The sequence below is a fragment of the Kitasatospora sp. NPDC059812 genome (assembly GCF_042732075.1).
Classification (GTDB): Bacteria; Actinomycetota; Actinomycetes; order Streptomycetales; family Streptomycetaceae; genus Kitasatospora.
The window spans coordinates 3,965-27,330 of sequence record NZ_JBHWIO010000081.1; the positions used below are offsets into that span (position 1 = coordinate 3,965).

The window sequence follows — 23,366 nt, forward strand, 5'->3', positions numbered from 1 at the left end:
GCGGTCGGCTGCTTCCTTTTTTTATACCCGACCGGGCGGGAGTCAACACAAACACCCGGCCCCCCCCCCGCGGCGCGATCGGCCCCCCCCCGGATCCGCGCCCGGCCCCGCCGCGGGGGCCCCTTCCGCGTATCCGGTGGACGTCAGAGCGCGCCGCGGCGCTGCAGCATGTTGTAGGAGATCCAGCCCGGCAGCACCGGCAGCCAGAAGGTGAGCGCCCGGTAGAGGAAGACCGCCGGGGTGGCGACCGCCGGCGACACGTCCGCGACCGTCAGGGCGCCGATCAGGGCGACCTCGACCGGGCCGATGCCGCCCGGGGTGGGGATCGCCGAGCCGGCCGCGTTGGCGGTCAGGAAGACCACCGCGACCGCCGAGAAGCTGACGTCGCCGCCGAAGGCCTGCACCGAGGCGTCCAGGCAGGCGGTGAAGGACAGGGTCAGCAGCAGGATGCCGCCGAAGCCGGTGACCAGCTTGCTGGGCGTCTGCATCAGGTCGAGCATCCGCGGCACCACGCCGAAGAACAGCGAGCGCAGCCGGCCCAGGACGAACCGGCGCAGTGGCGCGACCGCCGCCACCACCAGGGCGAGCACGGCGGCGGTCAGCACGCCGATGATCACCGCGCGGGAGGCGGACAGGTCGCCGTTGGTCTGGCTGCCGGTGATCAGGCCGAAGCTGAACAGCAGCAGCAGGTGCCCGGCTAGGCCGGCCAGCTGGGAGGCGCCGACCGAGGCCACCGCCTGGCCGGAGCGGATCCCGGCCTTCTGTAGGTAGCGGGTGTTGAGCGCGATGCCGCCGATCGCGGCGGGCGCGACCAGCTTGACGAAGGAGCCGGCCAGCTGGGCCGCGACGGTGCGCCGGAACGGCAGCTTCTCCGGGACGAAGCCGGTCAGGCTCATCGCGGCGGCGACGTAGCTGAACGCGGCCGCCAGCAGGGCCGCCGCCGCCCAGACCCAGTCCATCTGGGAGAGCTTGAGCTGGGCCGGCTTGATGGTGGTCAGCGCCAGGTAGGCGGCGAAGGTGAGCGCGATCACCATGATCAGGCTCTTCGGCTTCAGCCGCTCCAGCTTGGCCGGCTCCATCGGTGCCTCGGGGGCGATCTGGAGGATCTGGCCGCGGATGCGGCTCAGCAGGTCCTCGCCGGCCACCGCGATGTCCTCCTCGGCCTGCTGCTGGGTGCGCTCGCCGGCCGCGACCTGCTCCAGCGCCCTGGCCCGGGCGACGGTCTTGCGCTCCTTGGTGAGCCGCGAGAGGTCGACCCTGGTGGAGCGGCTCATCCCGACCGGCTGGAGCAGCGGCAGCGCCTGGGCGACCCGGTCGGCGCCGAGCACCGCGTTGGCGGTGGCGACGGCCCGCTCCGGGCCGATCCGCAGCGCGAAGGTGGTGACCAGCTGGGCGACGTCGATGCGCAGCGTCAGGTCGGTGGCGGCGATGTCGCCGCCGGAGAGGTTGACCAGGCAGGCCGTCCTCTCGTCCACCACCAGCAGCGACTCGCCGGTCAGCCGGCGGTGGGCGATCCGGCGCTCGTGCAGGGCCGCCACCGACTCCCAGAGCGAGGCCATCACCTGGTCGGTGACCTCCTCGTCGGAGAGCTCGTCCAGGATGCGGCCCTCGACCTTGCCGTAGACCAGGATCGCGGCGTCCGGACCCAGCTCGGAGGTGGCGACCAGCTGCGGCGCGCGGGCGCCCGAGGCGGCCGCCGCGTAGGCGATCAGGGCCTCCTGCTCCAGCGCCTGGCGCAGCGACTGCGGGCTGCGGCGCACCGCCACCGAGCGCAGCCGCAGCCGCCGCCAGGCCCGGTAGAAGAAGCCGGAGGCCTGCTGCTCGCGGTCGATGATGTGGACGTCCAGCGGCGGGCCGCTCTGCTGGGTGACGTAGTAGCGGCGGGTGCCGCCGGGTGCGTCCGGGGCGCGGTGGGCGCTCTCCGGGGTGAAGCCGACCTTGCGCAGGCCGATCATCAGGTGCTGGCCGGTGGGCCGGATGTTCGGGGAGCCGATCGCGTACAGCGTGCCGTACGCGACGGACCAGCCGATCAGGACGGTGAGCAGCAGCGACAGCGGGGTGGTGTAGCCGCCGAGCAGTTCGGTGATCCCGCTGAAGACCACCACCACCCACAGGGCGACCCGCCACCGGGGGCGGCTCGACATGCCGACCGCGGTCATGTAGGCGATCACCGGGGCGAGGTAGCCGTGCACCGGGTCGGTGAGGGTGCCGTTGCTGTCCATCGGCAGCCTGGTCAGCGCGTCCCGGATGTGGTCGGAGGCGCCTTCGGCCACCCACCAGTCGATGCCCAGTGAGACGCCGTAGGCGAGCACCGAGGCGAGCACGCCGTCGGCGACCCGCAGGCCGTCGCGTTTGATCAGCCGCTCGACCGCGAAGGCCAGCGGTACGGCGAGCACCGCGACGCTGGAGAGCAGGCCGGTGATCGTGGAGAGCACCGCGGAGAAGTGCGGCGCGTTGGTGGCGATGTCCTGTTCGATGCCGGTGGTGGTCGAGGTGGCGATGCCCGCCAGCACGAAGACGGCGACTATGCCGAGGACGCCGGCCAGGAAGCGGATCAGGTCGGACGGGCGGTGCGCCCGGGCGGCGAGCAGGGGCTCGTCGACGTCCAGGTGCGGGGTGTCGCCCAGCGGGTCGTGGTAGTCGGGCAGCGGGCGCCGGGCCGGCGGCGCGGCGGCGGCCGGATCCCCGGGGGCTTCGGCGGCCGGTTCCCCGGGGGCTTCGGCGGGTTCGGCGGGTTCTTCGGAGGCCTCGGCGGGCGCGGGGGTCTTGATCGTCAGGTCCTTGATCAGGGAGACTTCCGGTGTCGGCCCGGTCGCGGGCCCACCACCGGGAGCCGAGGGCACGGCGGCGGCGGACTCGTCGGAGTCCTCGTCCACACCCACGTCAGCCGTCCCGGTCATCTGGTCTTGTCCTCGTATCACCACTCACCGCCCCGAAGATGGTGGCATGCCTCGGCGCCCCGTGCTGGACAGGGGCCGGATCGGGCGCGGCGGATCGTTCGTACGGGGCCGCGGGTGCGCCCCCGTGAGGAAGAATGCCGCAGGTGACGGACGTAACAGACGACGGCCTCCCGGACACCCTGCCACCCTTCGCCGAACTGGTGCTCGACCTGACCGAGCGGATTCCACCCGGCAGGGTGATGACCTACGGGGACGTTGCCGAGTACCTCGGCCAGGGCGGCCCCCGGCAGGTCGGCCGGGTGATGGCCCTGTACGGCGGCTCGGTCCCCTGGTGGCGGGTCATCCGCGCCGACGGCCGCTTCCTGCCCGGACACGAGCACCGCGCCCTCGCCCACTACGGCGAGGAGGGCACCCCGCTGCGCGAACTCGCCGACCCGCCCCGGGTCGACCTGCGGCGGGCCCGCTGGGACGGGCGGGAGCCGGGCGGCGAGCAATGAGGTCGCCGCGGAACGCGGAGTGAGGTCGCCGCGGACCGGGGATGCCGCGAAACGGCCGCGCCGACGGGAATGACGGGGCAGGATCGTAGGCTCGATACGGGCGGGCCCCGGCGGGCCCGCCCGGCCACGCCTCCAGCACAACCCCAGGATCCGCCTCCGTGAGTTCCCCGTACCGGCTCGTGCGCAGCCCGCTCGTCCAGCCCGCCCCACCCGTGCTGGACGAGTACCAGCGCGCCGTGGTCGAGCACGGCGGCGGGCCGCTGCTGGTGCTCGCCGGCCCCGGGACGGGCAAGACCACCACCCTGGTCGAGGCCGTCGCCCGGCGGATCGAGCACGGCACCGACCCCGAGCGCATCCTCGTCCTCACCTTCAGCCGCAAGGCCGCGACGGAACTGCGCGACCGGATGTCCGCCCGGCTCGGCTCCTCCTCGGCCGCCCCCCAGGCCACCACCTTCCACTCCTTCAGCTACGCCCTGCTGCGCGCCCACCAGGACCCGCAGGACTACGCCGAACCGCTGCGGCTGCTCTCCGGCCCCGAGCAGGACGTCATGGTCCGCGAACTGCTGGCCGGCGGCGCCGAGGACGCGAAACTCGGCAGCTCCCGGATCCACTGGCCGCTCGACCTGCGGGCCTGCCTGACCACCCGCGGCTTCGCCGACGAGGTCCGCGCCGTCCTCGCCCGCAGCCGCGAGCTGGGCCTGGGCGAAGCCGAACTGGAGCGCTTCGCCCAGGGCGTCCAGCGCCCCGACTGGGCCGCCGCCGCGCACTTCCTCGCCGACTACCTCGACGTGCTCGACCTGCGCGGCGTCCTCGACTACGCCGAACTCGTCCACCGGGCCGTCCTGCTCGCCGAACGCCCCGAGGTCGCCGAACAACTGCGGCGGCGCTACGAGGTGGTGTTCGTCGACGAGTACCAGGACACCGACCCCTCCCAGGTCCGGCTGCTGCGCCAGCTGGCCGGCGGCGGCCGCGAACTCGTCGCGGTCGGCGACCCCGACCAGTCGATCTACGCCTTCCGCGGCGCCGACATCAACGGCATCCTCGACTTCCCGCAGACCTTCCGCCGGGCCGACGGCGAACCCGCCGACGTCAAGGTGCTGCGCGTCTCCCGCCGCTCCGGGGCCGTCCTGCTCGCCGCCTCCCGGGAGCTCGCCCGGCGGATGCCGATGGGCCGGCTGCCCGCCGACAAGCTCGCCCAGCACCGCGCGCTGCTGCCCTCCCGCGAGGGCGGCCGGGCCGAGGTCTACACCTACCCCACCCCCGGCGCCGAACTCGACTCGATCGCCGACCTGCTGCGCCGTGCCCACCTGGAGGACGGCGTGCCCTGGGGCGAGATGGCCGTCCTGGTCCGGGCCGGCGCCCGCTCCATCCCCGGCGTACGGCGGGCGCTCAGCGCGGCCGGCGTCCCGCTGGAGATCGACGGTGACGACCTGCCGCTGCGCGAGGAGCCGGCCGTCGCCCACCTGCTGCTCGCCCTGCGGGTCTGCGCCGAGCAGGCCGCCCGCGACCGGCACGGCGACCCCGACACACCCGACCCGCTCACCACCGACCTGGCCCACGCCCTGCTCACCGGCCCGCTCGGCGGCCTCGACGGCTCCGACCTGCGCCGCCTCGGCCGCGCCCTGCGCGAGGAGGAACGCGCCGCCCTGCGCGCCGACGGGGACCCGGCCGCCCCCCGCCCGGCCGGCGACCTGCTGCGCGAGGCCCTCGCCGAACCCGAGCGGCTGATCGCCCTCGACCCCGCCCACGCCCGCCGGGCCCGCGACCTCGGCACCCTGCTGCGCAAGGTCCGCGAACGCCTGGCCGGCGGCTGCACCGCCGAGGAGGCGCTCTGGGAGCTGTGGGACGGCAGCCGCCGCTGGCGCGAACGCCTGGAACGGGCCGCCCTGCGCGGCGGCGCCGCCGGCCGCAACGCCGACCGCGACCTCGACGCGCTGTGCGCCCTGTTCGAGACCGCCGCCCGCGCCGAGGAGCAGGTCACCGGCCACCGCGGCGCCCTCGACCTGCTCGCCGAGCTCGACGCCCAGGACATCGCCGCCGACACCCTCACCGTCCGGGCCGTGCGCCCCGAGGCCGTCCGGCTGATGACCGCCCACCGCTCCAAGGGCCTGGAATGGCGCCTGGTCGTCGTCGCCGGCGTCCAGGACGGCCTCTGGCCCGACCTGCGCCGCCGCGGCTCCCTGCTGGAGGCCGACCGGATCGGCCGCGACGGCCTCGCCGAACCGCTCTCCCCGGGCGCCCTGCTCGGCGAGGAGCGCCGGCTCTTCTACGTCGCCGCGACCCGCGCCCGGGAACGGCTGATCGTCACCGCCGTCAAGGCCCCCGCCGACGACGGCGACGAGCCCTCCCGCTTCCTGCGCGAGCTCTACCGCGAGGACGTCGACCCGCGGACCGGCAAGGTCGTGCGCCGCACCCCGCCCGTCGTCGTCGAGGACGTCACCCACCGCCCGCGCCGCCCGCTGTCCGTCGCCGCACTGGTCGCCGAACTGCGGGCCGTCACCGTCGACCCGGCCCGCTCGCCCGAACTGCGCCGGGCCGCCGCCGAACGGCTCGCCCTGCTCGCCACCGCCACCGACGATGAGGGCCAGCCGCTGGTGCCCGCCGCCCGCCCCGACCGCTGGTGGGGCCTGGCCGACGCCACCGCCGCCCCCGACCCGCTGCGCAGCGCCGACCTGCCGGTGCGGCTGTCCGGCAGCGGCCTGGAACAACTGGAGAACTGCTCGCTGCAGTGGTTCCTGGACAAGGAGGTCAAGGCCCGCGCGGCCGGCTCCGCCGCCCAGGGCTTCGGCAACGTCGTGCACGCGCTCGCCGACGAGGTCGGCTCCGGGCGCACCCCCGCCGACCTCGCCGTCCTGATGGAACGCCTGGACACCGTCTGGGACGCGCTGGCCTTCGACGCGCCCTGGAAGTCCCACCAGGAGAAGACCCAGGCCCGCGCCGCCCTGGAGCGCTTCCTCAACTGGCACGTGCTGGAACGCGGCCGCGACCTCGTCGCCACCGAGCACGGCTTCGACGTCACCCTCGACGCCGGCGGCGTCTCGGTGCGCATCCGCGGCTCGATGGACCGGGTCGAGAAGGACGCGGCCGGGCGCGCCTACGTCGTCGACTTCAAGACCGGCAAGCAGATCCCCACCGACAAGTCGCTGCCCGAGCACAAGCAGCTCGCCGTCTACCAGCTCGCCGTCCGCGCCGGGGCCCTCAACGAACTGCCCGGCTTCGCCGACCGCCCCCCGGCCACCGGCGGCGCCGAACTCGTCCACCTGCGCGAGCCCGCCGCCAAGGCCGCCCAGGACGCCCCCAAGGTGCAGCGGCAGGACCCGCCGGAGGGCGAGCCGTGGATCGAGAACCTGCTCGCCGACGCGGCCGGCCGGGTCCTCGCCGAGCGCTTCGTCCCGCAGACCGGCGGCGGCTGCGACCGCTGCACCTTCCGCCGCAGCTGCTCCGCCCAGCGGGACGGGGCGCAACTCGTCGAGTGAAGGTTGTCCGCCGCTCCGGTTAACGTTGCGGGGTGACCGCCGTGCTCAGCCATCCCGACCAGCTCAAGGAGCTGCTGGGCATCCCGTTCAACCGGGAGCAGATGGCGGCCATCGGCGCCCCCCTGGAACCGGCCGTGATCGTGGCCGGCGCCGGCTCCGGCAAGACCACGGTGATGGCCGCCCGGGTGGTCTGGCTGGTCGGCTCCGGCGCCGTCCGGCCCGAGGAGGTGCTCGGCCTCACCTTCACCAACAAGGCCGCCGGCGAACTCGCCGAACGCGTGCGCACCGCCCTGCTGCGGGCCGGCGTCACCGGGCAGGACGCCGCGGAGCCGCTCGGCGAACCGGAGATCTCCACCTACCACGCCTTCGCCGGCCGGCTGCTCAAGGAGCACGGCCTGCGGATCGGCATCGAACCCGACGTGCGGCTGCTCGCCGACGCCACCCGCTTCCAGCTCGCCGCCAAGGTGCTGCGCACCGCCCGCGGCCCGTTCCCCGCGCTCACCGGCACCTTCGCCAACCTGGTCGCCGACCTGATCGCCCTGGACGGCGAACTCGCCGAGCACCTGGTCGAGCCGGACACCCTGCGCGCCCACGACGAGGACCTGCTGGACACCCTCGCCACCGTCAAGCTCACCAACGACGACCTGCGGGCCGTCCCCGCCACCGCCCGGGCCCGGCTGGAGCTGCTGCGCCTGGTCGAGGACTACCGGCGCCGCAAGCACGCCGCCGGGCTGATGGACTTCGGCGACCAGATAGCCGCCGCCGCCCGGCTCGCCCAGCAGCGGCCCGAGGTCGGCGCGCTGCTCCGCGGCCAGTTCCGGGTCGTGCTGCTCGACGAGTACCAGGACACCTCGGTCGCCCAGCGGCTGATGCTGGCCGGCCTGTTCGGCGCCGGCCCCGGTCCCGGTCATCCTTTTGCCGGCCACCCCGTCACCGCCGTCGGCGACCCCTGCCAGGCGATCTACGGCTGGCGCGGCGCCTCCGTCGCCAACCTCGACGAGTTCCCCCGGCACTTCCCGAAGGCCGACGGCCGCCCCGCCGCCCGCTACGCGCTCAGCGAGAACCGCCGCAGCGGCGGCCGGCTGCTCGCCTTCGCCAACGAACTCGCCGCGCCGCTGCGGGCCATGCACGAGGGCGTCGAGGCGCTGCGCCCGGCCCCCGGCGCCGAGCAGGACGGCTACGTGCGGGCGGCGCTGCTGCCCACCCACGCCGAGGAGGTCGACTGGCTCGCCGACTCGATCGCCCACCTGGTGCGCACCGGCACCGCGCCCGGCCGGATCGCCGTGCTGTGCCGCGGCGGCGCGGCCTTCCCGGACATCCACGCCGCCCTGGTCGCCCGCGAGGTGCCGGTCGAGGTGGTGGGCCTGGGCGGGCTGCTGCAACTGCCCGAGGTGGCCGACCTGGTGGCGGTCTGCGAGGTGCTCCAGGACCCGACCGCCAACGCCGCGCTGGTGCGCCTGCTGATCGGCCCGCGCTGGCGGATCGGCCCGCGCGACCTCGCCCTGCTCGGGCGCCGGGCCGCCGACCTGGTGCGCACCGACCGGCCCGAGGGCGTGGAGGCGCTGACGGCGGCCGTCGCCGAGGCCGACCCCACCGAGGTGGTCTCGCTCGCCGACGCGGTGGAGACCTTCCTCGACGCGGAGCAGCCCGACGAACTGCCCTTCTCCGCCGAGGCCAGGGTCCGCCTGGCCCGCCTCGGCCAGGAGCTGCGCGACCTGCGCCGCTCGCTCGCCGACCCGCTGATGGACGTGCTGCACCGGGTGCTGGCCGTCACCGGCCTGGAGGTCGAACTCGCCGCCTCCCCGCAGGCGCTGGCCGCCCGGCGGCGCGAGACCCTGCACGCCTTCCTGGACGTCGCCGCCTCCTTCGCCGACCTCGACGGCGACCCCGGCCTGGCCGCCTTCCTCGGCTTCCTGCGCGCCGCCCAGGAGTACGAGCGCGGCCTGGACAGCAGCCTGCCCGGCGGCGAGGACACCGTGAAGGTGCTCACCGCGCACAAGTCCAAGGGCCTGGAGTGGGACGTCGTCGCCGTCCCCGGCCTGGTCAAGGGCTCGTTCCCGTCCACCACCTCGCGCGAGCGCTGGACCAGCAGCAAACGGGTGCTCCCGCACGCCCTGCGCGGCGACGCGGACACCCTGCCCGACGTGCGCGGCGGGTGGGACGGCAAGGCCATGACCGCGTTCAAGCGGCAGCTGGCCGAGCACTCCGGCACCGAGGAACTGCGCCTGGGCTACGTCGCGTTCACCCGCCCGCGCACGCTGCTGCTGGCCTCCGGGCACTGGTGGGGGCCCAGCCAGAAGACCGTCCGCGGCCCGTCCGCCTTCCTGGAGCAGCTGCGCGAGCACTGCGAGCGGCCCGGCGCCGGGGAGGTCGAGCACTGGGCCGAGCAGCCCGAGAAGGGCGCCGAGAACCCGGCGCTGGCCGATCCCGTCGAGCGCCCCTGGCCGCTTCCGCTGGACCCGGCCGCCCAGCTGGCCCGCCGCCGGGTCGCCGAGGTGGTGCACGCCCGGCTGGCCGGCGCGCCCGCCCCCGAACCCGAGCCGATGGCCGCCGAGGACCAGCGCCAGGCGGCCTCCTGGGACCGCGACCTCACCGCGCTGCTGGGCGAGTTGGAGCGCTCCCGGCGCACCGCCCGCGACGTGCCGCTGCCCGCCGCGCTGTCCGCCACCCAACTGCTGCGCCTGGCCGCCGACCCGGACGGCTTCGCGCGCGACCTGGCCCGGCCGATGCCGCGCCCGCCGCAGCCGGCCGCCCGGCGGGGCACCCGCTTCCACGCCTGGGTGCAGTCCCGGATCGAACCGCTGCTGCTGATCGAGCCGGGCGCGCTGCCCGGCGCTGACGACGACGGCATCGAGGACGAGCAGGACCTGGAGCGGCTCAAGGAGGCGTTCCTGCGCACCCCGTACGCCCAGCGCCGGCCGCACCGGGTGGAGGCGCCGTTCCAGCTGGTGCTCGGGGGGCGGGTGGTGCGCGGCCGGATCGACGCGGTATACCGGGACGGTGACGTGACGTCAGTAACCGGTGGCGCGTCACGCTACGAAGTGGTGGACTGGAAGACCCACCGCGAGGAGACCGCCGACCCGTTGCAGCTCGCGGTCTACCGGATCGCCTGGGCCGAGCAGGCGGGCGTTCCGCCGGAGCAGGTCACGGCTTCCTTCCTGTACGTCCGCAGCGGGCGGATCGTCCGTCCGACAGGACTTCCCGACCGAAAAGAGTTGGAACGGCTCCTGATCGGGAACAGTGAAGAATGAGTCACGCAGAGCATTCAAGTCATCACGGCAGCGCCCGAAACCTGTGCGCCATGCACGTTTCGTGCCTATTGTGGGGTCGGTAACCGGTCAACCCCCGTGCTCCGGCCGCCAGCGAGGCCCGCATTCCCTAACCCTCAGTCATCACCGCAGGTGCCCCCGGGCATCGGCGTCTTCTGCTGGAGTAACCGACGTTGAGCGCGACCGGATGGATCAGAGAGCGGTTCACCGGGCCGACCCCGGGACCCGCTCCGGGCACGACCGGCACCTGGCCGAGGACGGCGCTCGCGCTGCCCTTCATCGGCATGGCGCTGATCGTCGCCCTCGACTTCGTCAGCAACACCGAGGTGACGGTCGAACCGGCCCTCACCGCCGTCCCCGCGCTGGCCGCCGTGGTCAGCCACCGAACCTGGTACCCGCTCGCCATCGGCCTCTTCACCGAGGCGGTGGCCTTCCTGATGGCCTTCCGCAGCGACGCCCTCGACCAGTCCGTGCACGCCGCCAGCGTCTTCGCGATCCTGCTGGTCGCCCTGATCGGCTGGGTCAGCGCCACCCTTCGGCTGCGCCAGGAGCGGGCGCTGGCCGACGCCCAGCTCGTCGCCTCGATCGCCCGCCGGGTGCTGCTGCGGCCCGTCCCCGAGCGGGTCGGCACCGTCCAGGCGGCCGTCCACTACGAGGCCGCCGCCGCGCACGCCAGGATCGGCGGCGACCTGTACGAGGTGGTCAACACCCGGCACGGGGTGCGGGCCGTGGTCGGCGACGTCCGCGGCAAGGGCCTCGGCGCGGTCGAGACCGCCGCCGCCGTCCTCGGCGCCTTCCGCGAGGCCGCGCACCAGGAGCCCGCACTGGACCGGGTCGCCGGCTGGCTGGCCGTCAGCCTCGACCGGGCCCTGCACGAGAACGACCACCCGGGCGTGGAGGAGGAGTTCGTCACCCTGGTGCTGATCGGCGTCGGCGCGGACGGCACCGCGGAACTGGTCAACTGCGGCCACCCCTCGCCGCTGCTGCTGCGCGGCGGGGACGTCCGGCCGCTCGAACTCGCCGAGACCGTCCCGCCGCTGGGCGTCCTCGACCCGGCCGACGTCCGGCCGCCGGTGCACCGGGTGGCACTGCGGCCCGGCGACCGGGTCCTGCTGTTCACCGACGGGGTGATCGAGGCCCGCGACCGCTCCGGCGCCTTCTACCCGCTCGCCGAACGCCTCCCGCGCTGCGCCGACGGCCGCCCGGCGGACGTCCTGCAGCGCCTGCACGAGGACGTGGTGCGCCACGTCGGCCGCCAACTCGGCGACGACGCGGCCATGCTGCTCCTCCAGTACGCGCCGGCCCCCGCCGCCGGCCCCCAACTACCGCACCAGCACGGCATCCTGTCCCGCCAGCGCTAGGCTCGGACAGGACCTAGGTCCTGTCCGGCCGATCTTGCCGGACAGGACCTACGGGCGGGCGTAGAAGTCGGGGGTGCCCATGATCCAGAGGCTGGCCTGTTTGACCGGCATGCCGACGCGGGGGGCCTCGATCATCTGGTCGTCGCCGATGTAGAGGCCGACGTGGTGGATGTCGACGGCGCGGCCGGTGTCCGTCCAGAACACGAGGTCGCCGGGGCGCAGCTGGCGGTAGCTGACCGGGGTGCTCTCGGCGTACTGGTCGGCGGCGAAGTGGTTGAGCTGTTTGCCACCCTCGCGCCAGGCCATCATGGTGAGCCCGGAGCAGTCGTAGCCGGCCGGGCCCTCGCCGCCCCAGATGTAGGGCAGGCCGATCTTGGAGCGGGCGAAGGCGATGGCGGCGGCGGCGCCCTCGGCGGACCACAGGCGGTCGGCGGCGGGGGGTGCGGCCGGGGTGGCCTTGGCGGCGGCCTCGGCCGCGGCGGCCGCTTCGGCGGCGGCCTTCTCGGCGGCGGCGCGGGCGGCGGCCGCGGCCTCGCGGGCGGCGATCGCCTGCAGGGCCTCGCTGTGCCGGCGTTCCAGGTCGACGGTGGTGTGCCGGGCGGCGGCCAGGTCGGTGAGCAGTTGTTCGCGGCGGCGGTCGGCGGCGATGACCGCCTCCTGCTGGGCCGCGAGCCGGGCCTCGGCCCTGGCCTTGGCGGCGCCGACCTCGGCGGCGGCCTTCTCGGCGGTCTCGGTGGCGGCGCGGGCGGCGGCGGAGGCGCGGGTCGCGGCGGCGGCGGTGGAGGTGGCGGCGTCGAGGATCTGCCGGGTGCGCTCGCTGGCGACGCCGATCACGGCGGCGCGGTCGCCGGCTTCGCGCGGGCCGTGGGCGCCGAGCAGGGCGTTGAGGGCGGAGAGGGCGGCGCCCGCGCCCTGGCGGTACGTTTCGGCGGCGAGCTGGGCGGCGTCCTCGGCGGCCGCGGTGCGGTCGGCCTCGGCGGCGGTGGCGCGCCGGGCGGCGGTGGTCTCGTCGGCGCGGGCCCGGACGAGGGCGAGCTGGGCGCCGTTGTAGGCCTCGACGGCCTGTTCGGCGCTGCGGCCGGCCTGGTCGAGTTCGGTCCGGGCGGCGGCGAGGCCGGCTTCGATGGCGGTGACGGAGGCGGCGGTGCGGTCGGCCTCGGCGCGGGCCCGGTCGATCTCCCCGGTGGTCGGGTACGGGTCCTCCGTCCGGGCGGGGCCGGCGGCCGGTTCGGGGTCCGCCGGGGCGGCCTGGGCTGCGGGGAGCAGCCCGAGCAGGGCGGTGAGGGACAACAGGAGGGTCGGCAGGAGCCTGCGCGCCACGAGACATCCCCTTCTCACGGGTCCGGAGGGGACGGCGGCGGACGGTCCGCGGCGCTCGGGCGGGGCGGCCGGGCGGAGCAGGTCCGACGAATCATCCCATCACATGACAGAACGGTCACTCGTCGATCATGTTCTCAACTCCAGCGCTTTTCACACCTCGAACGCACTCCGCCGCGCGGGTGACCATCAGATGATCTGACCGCCAGTCACCTTCAGTCAGGCGCACCAGGTATACGAACTACCGATGGATCCGGCGGGTGTGCGGACGCAGGTGAGGGTGTCGCCCGGACCGGTGCTCCACCCCGGTCGGACGAACCGCGTACGTCCGGTTGCGCCCCGCCCGGATCGCGCGACGGCGCTGCTGCGCCCCGAGGGACGGGCCCCCACCGCTGTCGCCCGCGCCGTACGCCCCGCCCACCGCCGCCGGGGCGGCCCCGGCGGCGGCCGCCGAGCGGCGGTCCGCAAGCCGCGCCTGACGCCGGGCCAGGGCCCGGGCGGCGTGCGCGTCGAGGTGGGCGGTGGCCCGGGCGGACATCCGCTCGGCCACCCGGTGGGCGGCGGGATGGTTCGCGGGCACCTTGTCGGGGGCGCCGGCGATCAGGTCGAAAAGCCAGGTGCGGGCCCGGTCCGCACGCCGGTGCAGCAGGCGCTCGCGCCGGAGCGCACGCGCCCGGCGGCGCGGGCGCGTGGCGTACCGCCAGCGGGCCCACGGGCTGCTCGGGCGGGCCAGCCGGATCGCCCCGATCCAGGACAGGCCGGGGACCATGATGCCGAGCAGGCCGGTCCACATCTTGCCCTTGATCAGTGTGATCACCGAGGCCAGGGCGTTCACCGAGATCACCGTGATCAGGCCCCACCTGGTCTCCTGGCTGGGCACCACGCCGAGCGGCACGTACCCGACCAGCAGCAGGGCGGTGAACAGGATCCCGAAGATCACCGCGTCCACCGACTTGCGGCCCTGCTCGCTCCAGTACACGTCGTCCAGGTGCAGGATCAGCGCGAACTCGTCCAGCACCAGGCCGCAGCCGATGCCGAAGACCAGCCCGAACCAGTCGATCCACGGGTGCCCGCCGTACGTGGCGAACACCCCGACGCCGCCGACCAGCAGGAAGCCCAGGCCGAACACCATGTGATGGATGTGCAGGCCGCCGGGGGTGACGTTGCCGAACCACCACCGCACCTCGGCGCGGATCATCCGGACGCTGAACCGGATGAACACGAAGGAGGTGATGAAGCCGACCAGCAGCAGGAACAACGGCTGCTTGTGCGCGGCGACGATGTGCTCGCGGTAGCCGTCCAGCAGTGTGGTCATGCGTCTTACCTTCGTTCCTGGTCCTGCGTGCGGCCTGCCGTGACATGGCCCGGAGCCCAACACCGGTCCAACGTGCGGTCAGAACCCGCGGGTGCGTTTGGCCGCCCGGCGCGGCACGACCGGGTACAGCGACGGGCGTTCGCCGCCGACCGGCAGCTTCATGAACATCCGGGCGATCTCACCGCCCAGGTTCACCCCGATCGCCAGTGCCATCGCGATCGCCGCCGCCCGGGAGACGGACACCAGGCCCGCACTGGCGTGGCCCTGGGCGAAGGAGAGCATCCCCAGGTAGAGCGCCGAACCGGGCATCAGCGGGCCGATCGCGGCGGTCACGTACGGCAGCGCGGAGCCGTTGCGGTAGCGCGCCATCAGCTGGCCGAACAGGCCGACCAGGCCGGCCGCCACCCCCGTCGCCACGATCGGGGAGATGCCCGCGTTGTACGCCAGCACGCCGTAGCTGGCCCAGCCGATGCCGCTGTTCAGGGTGACCAGCGCGAGCGAGCGGCGGTCGGTCTGCAGCAGCGTGGCGAAGGCCAGGGTCAGCAGCATCGCGGCGATCATCTGGACCGGCGGGTAGGTGACGCCCGCCAGGCTCTCGTCCGGCCGCAGCTTCGCCTCGAAGCCGACCCCCAGGTAGAGGATCAGCATCACGCCGATCACGATGCCCGCGACCAGGTAGATCACTTCCAGCAGGCGGGCCGCGGCGGTGATGTAGAAGCCGGTCAGGCCGTCCTGGACGGCGGCGACCAGTGCCCGGCCGGGCAGCAGCGCGAACAGGCCACCGGTGATCACCACCGAGCCGCGCAGGCCCCAGTCGTTGAAGGACAGAATGATCCCGGAGGCGGCGGCCGGCATCGCGGCCGCCACGAACTGGTAGAACTCCGGCAGCCGGCGCCGGGCCAGCGTGGAGGCCAGCCGGTCGCCGAGGACGGCCGCGACGAAGGCGCTGGCGAAGACCAGCCAGGCCTTGTCGTCGATCCGCCCGCCGACCAGGAAGGTGGCCGCGCCGGCCAGCAGACCGGTGGTCAGCGCGAGCATCCAGCCCGGGTACGGGTGCCGGTTGCGGCGGATCAGGGCGAGCCGGCGGTAGGCGTCGTTGACCGTGACCTTCTCCGCGGTGATGTCCGCGACCAGCTCGTAGACCGCGTTCAGCCGGGTGTAGTCGGAGGTGCGGCGGCGCACCACCCGGTCGGCGGTGATCGGCGGCTCGACCAGCGAGGGCTGGTGCGAGATGCCGATCAGGGTGAAGGTCACCTGCGGCTCGCAGCGGTCCAGCCGGTAGGCGTGCGCGATGCCGAGCATCGCCGCCTCGACGTCCTCGGCGGCCTCGCCGCTGGCGAGCAGCAGCTCGCCGATGCGCAGCGTCAGGTCGAGGATGCGGGGGACGTTGCGGGTCGCGCCCGCGGAGGGGTGCAGCTCGCGGGCGGTCCGCTCGAAGGCGGGGCGCTCGGACATCGGCATGCGCAGCAGGGTGCGCATCCGGTCCGGCCAGGGCGCCTCGCCGGGGGCGCCGGCGGTCAGCTCCGGGACCGGGATGCCCATCGGCGGGGTGTAGCCGGCGGCCCGCCACTCCTCGGGGGTGAGGGTGTCCTCGGCGACCGATCGGCGGCGGGCGGGGCGCGCGTCCTCCGGACCGGGTGCCTGTCCGGGCGCGGGGTGCGGCCCGAGCGCAGGGTGCGGCCCGGACCCGGGGGGCGGCCCGGACTCGGCGGGCGGCTCCCGCTCCGGCTCCGGGGACAGCAGGCCCCTAGTCTCCGTGATCGGCGGGACGAAGGGGACGACGGTGGCGGGCTCGACGGTCGGGGCCGGATGGCCCAGCAGGCCCTCGGTGGGCGGCGCCTCGGCGGGGTCCACCGGCCGTACCGGCGGCGTCCGCCGGGTCTGACGGACCGCCCGGCCTCCCCTCGCCCGCTTGCCTGCGCCCGGTCGGCCCCGCTTAGGCACTTCCGCTCCTTGCCACCCCTGGCGGCCGTCGGCCACCGTTCGATCTCGGGTTACACCTTGCCTGATCGAACTGCCGGACGCACATGTACGCGGCGTACCCCGACGGGGGCCGCGGACTCCTACCCGGCGCGGTGGCGGTCGGCGGACGCCGCGCCGGAACGGCGGGCCCGCAGCAGTTCGACCGCCACCGGGACCACCGAGACCAGCACGATGCCGACCAGGATCGCCTCGATGTTCTCCCGGACGAACGGGATCTGGCCCAGGAAGTAGCCGAGCACGGTGACGCCGGCGCCCCACAGCACGCCGCCGACGAGGTTGAAGACCACGAAGGTGCGGTAGTTCATCCTGCTCACCCCGGCGACGATCGGGGTGAAGGTGCGCACGATCGGCACGAAGCGGGCCAGCACGATCGCCTTGGGCCCGTGCCGGTCGAAGAAGGCGGCGGCCTTCTCCACGTTCTCCTGCTTGAAGAGCCGGGAGTCGGCGCGGCGGAACAGGCTCGGCCCGACCTTGCGGCCGAACAGGTAGCCGACCTGGTCCCCCGCCACCGCGGCGGCCACGATCAGCGCGCAGACCAGCCAGAGCGGCTGGTGCAGGTAGGTGCCGTCGGCCACCAGCAGGCCGGTGGTGAACAGCAGCGAGTCCCCCGGCAGGAAGAAGCCGATCAGCAGGCCGGACTCGGCGAAGACGATGGCCAGGACACCGAACAGGTTGAAGGCGGAGATCAGGTTGGTCGGATCGAGCCAGGACGGGCCGAGGGCGAGGCTGGTCACGGGCGGACACTCCTGGGGGTCGAGTCTTGGCAATGAAATGGTAAAGCATTTACCAAGACTCGACAGATCCCGGGATGGTTCCCGCCCCGGGCACGCGCGCCCCGCCCCCGCGGCGCGCGTGCCCGGACCGGGTCAGAGCCGGACCGGGCTGGAGCGGGAACGGGTCAGAGGCCGTAGCGCTCGACGATCTCCTCGTGCCGGGCTGCGTCCGCGCCCGCCGCCTTGGCCAGGTCGAGCCAGGCGAGCGGGTGCGGCCAGTCGCCGGTGAGCCGGTGCAGCAGCGCGTCGGCCTCGGCGGCGGAGGCCGTCGGCGGCACCCCGAGGGCGGCGTAGACGCCAGGCAGCGTGCCGTCCTCGTCGGCCGGGTCGGTGATGCGGTACTGCTCCCCGCTGTACGCCCAGACCGCGAAGCCGGCCTGCTGGAGGCTCTCGCGCAGCGCCGCCCACGGCTCGTCGCCGGGCCAGCCGCCGTCGATCCAGTACGTGGTGTACCCCGCCGGGTCGAGCAGGGTGAGCAGCTCGAACACCGGGTGCCAGCCGCGCCGCTCCTCCTCGGGGGCGTCCTCGGCCGGCGGCGGCTCCAGCAGCGCCGGGGCGAAGACCACCACGTCGCCGTGGTTGAGCGTCAGGTCCTCGCCGAGCACCGGCAGTATCCGGGCGGTGGCCGGACCGGTGCGGACGGCGGGCAGGTCGGCGGTGGCCCCGTTGGTGCGGGTGGCCCGGACGGTGACCAGCTGCCACTCCTCGTCCACCGGCCCCTCGGGCTCGTCGAACTCGATGCCGAGCAGCGCGCCCGCGGAACGGACCGCGGCCCAGTCCCGGTTGGCGGTGGCCGCCGTGATCAGGTGCCAGAGGTCGGGCTCCTGGACGGTGCGGTGGCGCTCCTCCTCCGGGGCGGCCTCGGCAGGCAGCGCGTGCTCCAGGAGCTCCTGGTACAGCCGCTGCGCGGTGACGTGGTCGCCCAGCTCGGTGGCGGCGCCGGCGGCCAGCCGGCGGGTGTTGATCCGGCCGGCGTCCAGGGCGAGGATCGCCTCGCACTGCTCCAGCACCTCGGCCCAGCGACCCTCGGCGGCGGCCCAGCGGGCGCGTATCCAGTGCCCGTCCTCCGGGCTGGTGTCGGCCAGCCGGTCGGCGAGGCGGCGGACGCCCTCGCCGTCCCCCGCGTCGATCAGGGCGGAGCCGAGCATGCCGATCAGCACCTCGTCGGCCGGGGCGGTGTCGAGCCAGTGCCAGAGCAGGTCGGCGGCGGCCCGGGCGTGGCCGAGGCCGCCGAGCACCGCGGCCAGGTTGACGGCCAGTTCGGTGGCGCCGGCCTGCTCACCCCGGTACCGGTCCAGGGCGACGGAGAGCAGGTCGGCGCCGGTCTCGTAGGGCACTCCGACCTCGGCCAGGTGCGCCGTCAGCTCGCCGGGCGGGACGGGCAGCTCGGGCTCCGGCAGCGCCTCGGCGGCCGCCCGCAGCGCGGCGACCTCCGCGGCCACGCCGTCGGTGCGGCGCAGCTGGGCGAGCTTGCGCTCCCCGGTCGCGGCGAGGGTCAGCGCCACCGTCCGCGCGCCGCGGGCGAGGGCGAGCCGACCCGCCGCCAGCAGCAGGTCCACGCACGGGCGGTGCGAGCCGGTGCCGTCCAGGTAGCCGACCCAGCCGGCCACGGCGGCGCCCAGTTCGGCGTCGTTCTCCCAGGCGCCGGCCGCGACCAGCAGCTCGACCGTGTGCGTCCAGCCGTCCCGCAGGTCGGCGTGGCGCTCGGCGGCCTCCCGGTCGGGCAGCAGCGCCAGCGCCTCCTCCGTCCGGCCGAGCGAGGCCAGCGCGCGGGCCCGCAGCAGGCCGCCCCAGAGCCGGTCGCTCTCGTCGATCTCGTGGCCGCGGGAGCGCTCGGTCTGCTCGGCGGTGTCGAGCAGCGCGAGCACCTCCTGGTGCCGGCCGAGCCGGTGCAGGGTGCCGGCCCGGGCGTGGTGGAAGTGCAGCGAGAGCCGCTCGCCGGCCGCCTGGATCCGGGTGGCGGCGGTGTCCAGGTGGGCGAGCGCCTCGGTGTGGCGGCCGTCGTCCTCCAGCGCGTCGGAGTACTCGCGGGAGAGGCAGTCGAAGCAGGCGCGGCCGGGCTCGATCCGCTCCAGCGTCTCGCCGAGCACCGCCAGCCGCTCCGGCACGTAGCCGGGGCCGTCGACCCGGGCGTGGCAGATCGCGAAGTCCTGCACCACGCAGACGGACTGCGGGCAGCCCGCCGTCTCCTCTCGGTGGGCGAACTCCAGCAGGTCGACCGCCTCGGGCAGGGCCTGCTCGCCCTGGTGGCGCTTGTTCAGCAGGTTCTGCATCCGCCAGTGCCGCAGGTAGACCTCGACCCAGGGCAGGCCGAGCGCCCTGGAGGCGGCCAGCGCCTCCGGGTAGACGGCGTCCACCTGGTCGTTGCGGCCCTCGTTGGCGTGGCCGGGCAGCTCGTAGATGGCGTCGGCCAGCCGCCGGTGGCCGGCCTCGGCCAGCTGGCGGTGGGCGTCGTGGACCCAGGCCCAGATGTCGGTACTCATGTGGTGTCCCCCTGCGTGGTGCTGATGTGATGTCTACCGCGGACCACTGACAATCCGTCCGTCACGCCTCGTCCGTCACGCCTCGTCCGGGAGGGCGTCGAGGGTGTCCGGGACGGCCGACAGGCCGGCCGGGACGGCGGCGGTCAGCGCCGAGACCGCGGTGCCGACGCCGGACAGCGCGGCGGTGAGGTCGCCGCCGGACGCGCCGGTCGAGCCCGCCGAGGCGGCGGCCATGATCACCTTGAGCGAGCGGAGCAGCCCGGCCGCCGTGGCACTGCCGGTGTGCCCGGCGCGGTAGGCGGCGAGCAGGTCCAGCACGGCCGGGCAGGACAGGTTGAGGTAGAGACGGGCCCTGACCTCGCCGTCGGTGCGGGCGGTGAACGCCCGGGCCAGCCGCAGCGCCGCGGACGGGATCCGGGCGTCGGCCTGGTCGTCCTCGATCCGGGCCTTCAGCTCGGCCTCGCGGTCCGGCACCAGGACCAGCGGCAGGCCGGGCGGGTCGAACCGGGCCGGGACGAGCTGCTCGCCCTCGTCGGCAAGGGCGCCGGCCAGCCAGGCCGCCTCGCCGGCCGGCAGCGGCCGCTCCGGGTCGCGGAACAGCTCGCGGTCGCCGTGCTCGCTGCCCAGCTCGACCAGGCGGCAGCCGCGCAGCTGGGCGTAGCGGCGCAGGAAGGGCAGGACGGCGTAGCGGTCGCCGCGGGCGATCGGCACCCGCATCGCCCGGTACAGCATCTCCTCGAAGCCGCCGCCGCTGCCGAGCGCGACGTGCACCGCGCCCCCGCCCGCGGCCCGCAACGCGCCGGCGGTGAGGTCGCCCTGGGAGGTGGGGACGGGGACGTCGTCGGCGAGCAGGGTGAACAGCCGCTCGTCGCAGAGCGCGGCGCCGAGCAGGTCCTGGCCGTGCCGGGTGAGGATTCGGCGCCAGGCGGCGGGCCGCAGCCGGGCGGTCTCGTACAGGCCGTCGACGATGGCGTCGGTGAGGGCGCGCTGGAGCGCGCGGTAGTGGTCGTCGCGCTGGAGGTCCTCGCGGCTGGCGGTGGGGGTGAGCCGGCTGGACTCGACCACGCCGCCGATGAACCCGGCCCAGCTGGGCAGCAGGTCGCGGGCGTCCTCGGCGAGCAGCATGCCGCGCAGGTAGACGGCGAGGTCGCGGTTGTCGCTGCTGCCGTAGGTGCCACCGTCCTGGACCCAGAGCAGGCCGATCGCGTCGGTGCCTCCCTCGGCCCCTCCCCCGGTGCCGCTCTCGGCCGGGTGGACGGGGAAGGCGGTGAGCGGCTCGAAGCGGCGGCCGAAGGCGGTGGCGAAGCGCATCCGGGCGGTGTGCTGGTCACCCGGCACGCTGTGGCGCCAGGGCACCTCGACGTTGTTGACGGGCTGCTCGTCGTCGCCGACGTAGACCGGGATCGGCAGCAGCACGCAGTACCGGCCGAGCACGTCGCGCAGCGCGTCCTCGTCGGCGAGGTGGGCGTGTTCGGCCTTGAGGGTCAGCTCGACGACCGTGCCGGGGCGGGGCCGGGCGGCCACCGGGTCGACCTGGTACTGCTCGCCACCCCGGCTGCGGTAGCGGTGGCCGAGGTGCGGTTCGCGGTGCGAGGTGGTGGTGACGGCGACCTCGTCGGCCACCGAGAAGGCGGAGAGGAAGCCGAGGCCGAAGGCGCCGATCAGCTCCTGGTTGCCGGTGAGGTCGCGCAGCATCCGGGTGTAGCCGGTGCCGACGGTGGCGAGGTAGGAGTGGATCTCCGGCTCGGTGAGGCCGGCGCCGGTGTCCTCGATGGAGACGGTCCGCCGGGCGGCGTCGCCGCGCACCCGGATCAGCGGGCGGTGGTCGCCGTCCGGGTCCTCCAGGAGTCGGCGGGTGTGCGAGTCGTGGGCGTTCTGGACGAGTTCGCGCAGAGCGACCAGCGGGGTGGAGTAGAGGTGGGTGGCGAGGACGTTCACCAGTCCGCCGAGATCGACCTCGGTCGTACGCAGATCCTCGGCGGGGGCGGGCTCGGGCGGGGCACCTTCAGACATGGGTCCCCAGTGTGCCAGTGCGACTATCTGGCCACCATTTCTTTCTCTCTGAGAAAACTCAGTCAACTCTGTGTTGACTGCACAGGGTTGTCCAACTCCGTCGCTTGTGCATCAACTTCCCTCTCCACCAGCAGTTTTGATGGGTTGAGATGCCTTCGTCGCGGCCATCGGGCAATCTCCGGATACGGCGTCACCATGACACCATCGGGGGAATTGCCACCCGTTTGGTGGAGTTCGTCCGCGCTGCTGGTGAATGCTGAACGTGCGACGTCAGGCAACGGCGCCACGGAGCGGCCACTCCGGATCGCGCCACATTTCGCACCCCCAGCTCAGGGAGACCACCGTGTCCCGTATTCGCGCAGCCGCCGCCGTCACCGCCCTCGGGGCGTTCCTCCTCGTCGGCTTCGGCGCCGCCAGCGCCCACGCCGACAACGGCGCCGGCGCCCTCGACCACTCCAACAGCAGCGTCGTGAGCAACACCGGCTCCGCCAACGTCATCGGCAACGTCCACGGCAACGTGGTCGTCACCCAGCAGACGGCCACCGGCTCGGGCGCGAGCAACCAGAACAACGGCCTCGCCGCGACCGGCAACGGCGGCAACATCGGCGCCCTGCAGGGCAACGGCAACCTCGACGCCCGGGCCTTCTTCCCGGCCGCCGTCCGTTCCGGGCAGTCCGAGGACGGCCCGGCCGAGGTGCAGCAGGCAGTCCCCGAGGTCCGGGCGGGCGCTGTGCGGGCGGTTCCGCACCCCGTCGTTGACCAGCGCGAACAGGGCGTGGACCCGGATCCGGGCCTCGACCGCGTCGTACTCGGGCCGGACCCGCCGCAGCAGGCCGACCCAGGTGCGCAGGAAGTCGCGCCGGAAGTCCACCGCGACCCGGCGGTCCGGCGGGGCCAGCCGCTCCGTCTCGCTCAGCATCGCGCCCAGGTAGTCGCCGTTGCGCAGCGCGAAGCCGACGTACGCGCCCAGGCCGGCCGCCAGCGCCGCCTCCGGCCCGGCGGCGGCCGCGAACGCGCCGTCCACCTCCTGCCAGAGCCGTTCGCGGCTGCGCACCAGCGAGGCGGCGAGCAACTGGGCCTTGCTGTCGAAGTGCCGGTAGACGCTGGGGCCGGAGATGCCGACGGCGGCGCCGAGTTGGTCGGTGCTGACGTTGTCGAAGCCGCGCTGGTGGAAGAGCCGGACGGCCGCCGCGAGCAGCTCCTCGCGGCGCGCCTGCGGCCTGGGCTCCGGCGGCCCGGGGGCGACGGGGCCGGCGGCGGAGACGGGGATGAGGGCGGGACCTGGGTGGACAGCGGGATCCGGGTGGGCGGCGGCGCCGCGCAGGGAGGCCGCGAGGACGGCGGCCACGAGCTCGCGCAGCACCGCCTCGGCGCGGCGCGGCTGCGGCGCGGCCGACTGGTAGGAGAGCCCGGTGCAGGCCGAGAGCGCCGACCAGCAGAGCAACTCGGCGTCCGGCGACGCAAGTTCCGGCCGGCCGGCGCGCAGCACGGCGGTCATCAGCGCGACGTCGGCGCGCAGTTCGCGGCGCAGCGCCGCCCGCCGGGCCGGCGGCAGCAGCCTGGCGTCGCGCTGCACCAGGGTGCCGAGCGGGCGGTGTCCGACCGCGACGGCGGCCAGCGCGGCGCCGAGGTCGCCGGTGGTGCGGGCCCCGCGCAGCCCGCAGGCCAGCGCGTCCAGCCCCAGCCGGACGGCGCGGTCGAGCAGTTCGGGCTTGCCGCGGAAGTGCCGGTAGAGGGCGGGCGCGGTGATGCCGACCCCGGCGGCGACCTCGGTCATGGAGACCTGGTGGTAGCCGCTGCGGTGGAACCGGTCGGCCGCCACGGCGAGGATCTGGGCGCGCCGCCCGGGCGGTCGTCGGACCACCATGGCGAGCCTCCCTCCCGCGCTCCGGACTGCCGACCGAAGGCTAGCAAGGATTCACTTGAGGGCGCCGACCGCCGGTGGCCACCGGCCTTTTCCGGGGCCGTCGACCCTGGAC

12 protein-coding genes are annotated in these 23,366 nt (G+C 74.8%); 4 read left to right on the forward strand and 8 right to left on the reverse strand.

Annotated features, from left to right (window positions below; genetic code table 11):
- Positions 1 to 143: 143 nt before the first annotated feature.
- Positions 144 to 2,900 (reverse strand): flippase-like domain-containing protein, encoded by a 2,757-nt coding sequence (locus ACFV6D_RS30450; protein WP_380427529.1) that lies wholly within the window; start codon positions 2,898 to 2,900, stop codon positions 144 to 146.
- 134 nt (positions 2,901 to 3,034) lie between these two features.
- Between ACFV6D_RS30450 and ACFV6D_RS30455 the strand changes: the two genes are divergently transcribed.
- The 4 genes from ACFV6D_RS30455 to ACFV6D_RS30470 all read left to right on the forward strand — a co-directional run bounded on the left by ACFV6D_RS30455 (position 3,035) and on the right by ACFV6D_RS30470 (position 11,503).
- Positions 3,035 to 3,397 carry an MGMT family protein gene (locus tag ACFV6D_RS30455; RefSeq protein ID WP_363372602.1) on the forward strand — a complete coding sequence of 121 codons (363 nt, stop codon included), beginning with the start codon at positions 3,035 to 3,037 and terminating at the stop codon, positions 3,395 to 3,397.
- A gap of 158 nt (positions 3,398 to 3,555) precedes the next feature.
- Complete coding sequence (locus ACFV6D_RS30460) at positions 3,556 to 6,873, forward strand: ATP-dependent helicase (protein ID WP_380378184.1); 3,318 nt, start codon at positions 3,556 to 3,558, stop codon at positions 6,871 to 6,873.
- A gap of 32 nt (positions 6,874 to 6,905) precedes the next feature.
- Positions 6,906 to 10,124, forward strand: coding sequence for a UvrD-helicase domain-containing protein (locus ACFV6D_RS30465; protein WP_380378182.1), 3,219 nt, complete (start codon positions 6,906 to 6,908; stop codon positions 10,122 to 10,124).
- Between the two features lie 191 nt (positions 10,125 to 10,315).
- Positions 10,316 to 11,503: a PP2C family protein-serine/threonine phosphatase gene (locus ACFV6D_RS30470; RefSeq protein ID WP_079135641.1), complete on the forward strand. Its 1,188-nt coding sequence runs from the start codon at positions 10,316 to 10,318 to the stop codon at positions 11,501 to 11,503.
- Between the two features lie 48 nt (positions 11,504 to 11,551).
- Here ACFV6D_RS30470 and ACFV6D_RS30475 read toward each other — a convergent pair whose 3' ends face one another.
- The 7 genes from ACFV6D_RS30475 to ACFV6D_RS30505 all read right to left on the reverse strand — a co-directional run bounded on the left by ACFV6D_RS30475 (position 11,552) and on the right by ACFV6D_RS30505 (position 23,254).
- Positions 11,552 to 12,823, reverse strand: coding sequence for a C40 family peptidase (locus ACFV6D_RS30475; protein ID WP_380561965.1), 1,272 nt, complete (start codon positions 12,821 to 12,823; stop codon positions 11,552 to 11,554).
- A gap of 238 nt (positions 12,824 to 13,061) precedes the next feature.
- Entirely contained in the window at positions 13,062 to 14,135 is a 1,074-nt protein-coding gene (locus tag ACFV6D_RS30480) for a hypothetical protein (protein ID WP_063348769.1), read from the reverse strand.
- Positions 14,136 to 14,213: 78 nt separating this feature from the next.
- The gene (locus ACFV6D_RS30485; RefSeq protein WP_380427613.1) at positions 14,214 to 15,989 is read right to left on the reverse strand and encodes a threonine/serine exporter ThrE family protein; all 1,776 of its coding nucleotides are present in this window, start codon (positions 15,987 to 15,989) and stop codon (positions 14,214 to 14,216) included.
- Positions 15,990 to 16,198: 209 nt separating this feature from the next.
- Positions 16,199 to 16,852 carry a DedA family protein gene (locus ACFV6D_RS30490; RefSeq protein WP_380380603.1) on the reverse strand — a complete coding sequence of 218 codons (654 nt, stop codon included), beginning with the start codon at positions 16,850 to 16,852 and terminating at the stop codon, positions 16,199 to 16,201.
- Between the two features lie 164 nt (positions 16,853 to 17,016).
- Positions 17,017 to 19,374: a hypothetical protein gene (locus ACFV6D_RS30495; RefSeq protein WP_380561967.1), complete on the reverse strand. Its 2,358-nt coding sequence runs from the start codon at positions 19,372 to 19,374 to the stop codon at positions 17,017 to 17,019.
- 75 nt (positions 19,375 to 19,449) lie between these two features.
- The gene (locus ACFV6D_RS30500) at positions 19,450 to 21,387 is read right to left on the reverse strand and encodes an ATP-binding protein (RefSeq protein WP_380561969.1); all 1,938 of its coding nucleotides are present in this window, start codon (positions 21,385 to 21,387) and stop codon (positions 19,450 to 19,452) included.
- 190 nt (positions 21,388 to 21,577) lie between these two features.
- Positions 21,578 to 23,254, reverse strand: a complete 1,677-nt coding sequence (locus ACFV6D_RS30505; RefSeq protein ID WP_380561971.1) for a TetR family transcriptional regulator — start codon at positions 23,252 to 23,254, stop codon at positions 21,578 to 21,580.
- Positions 23,255 to 23,366: the final 112 nt, after the last annotated feature.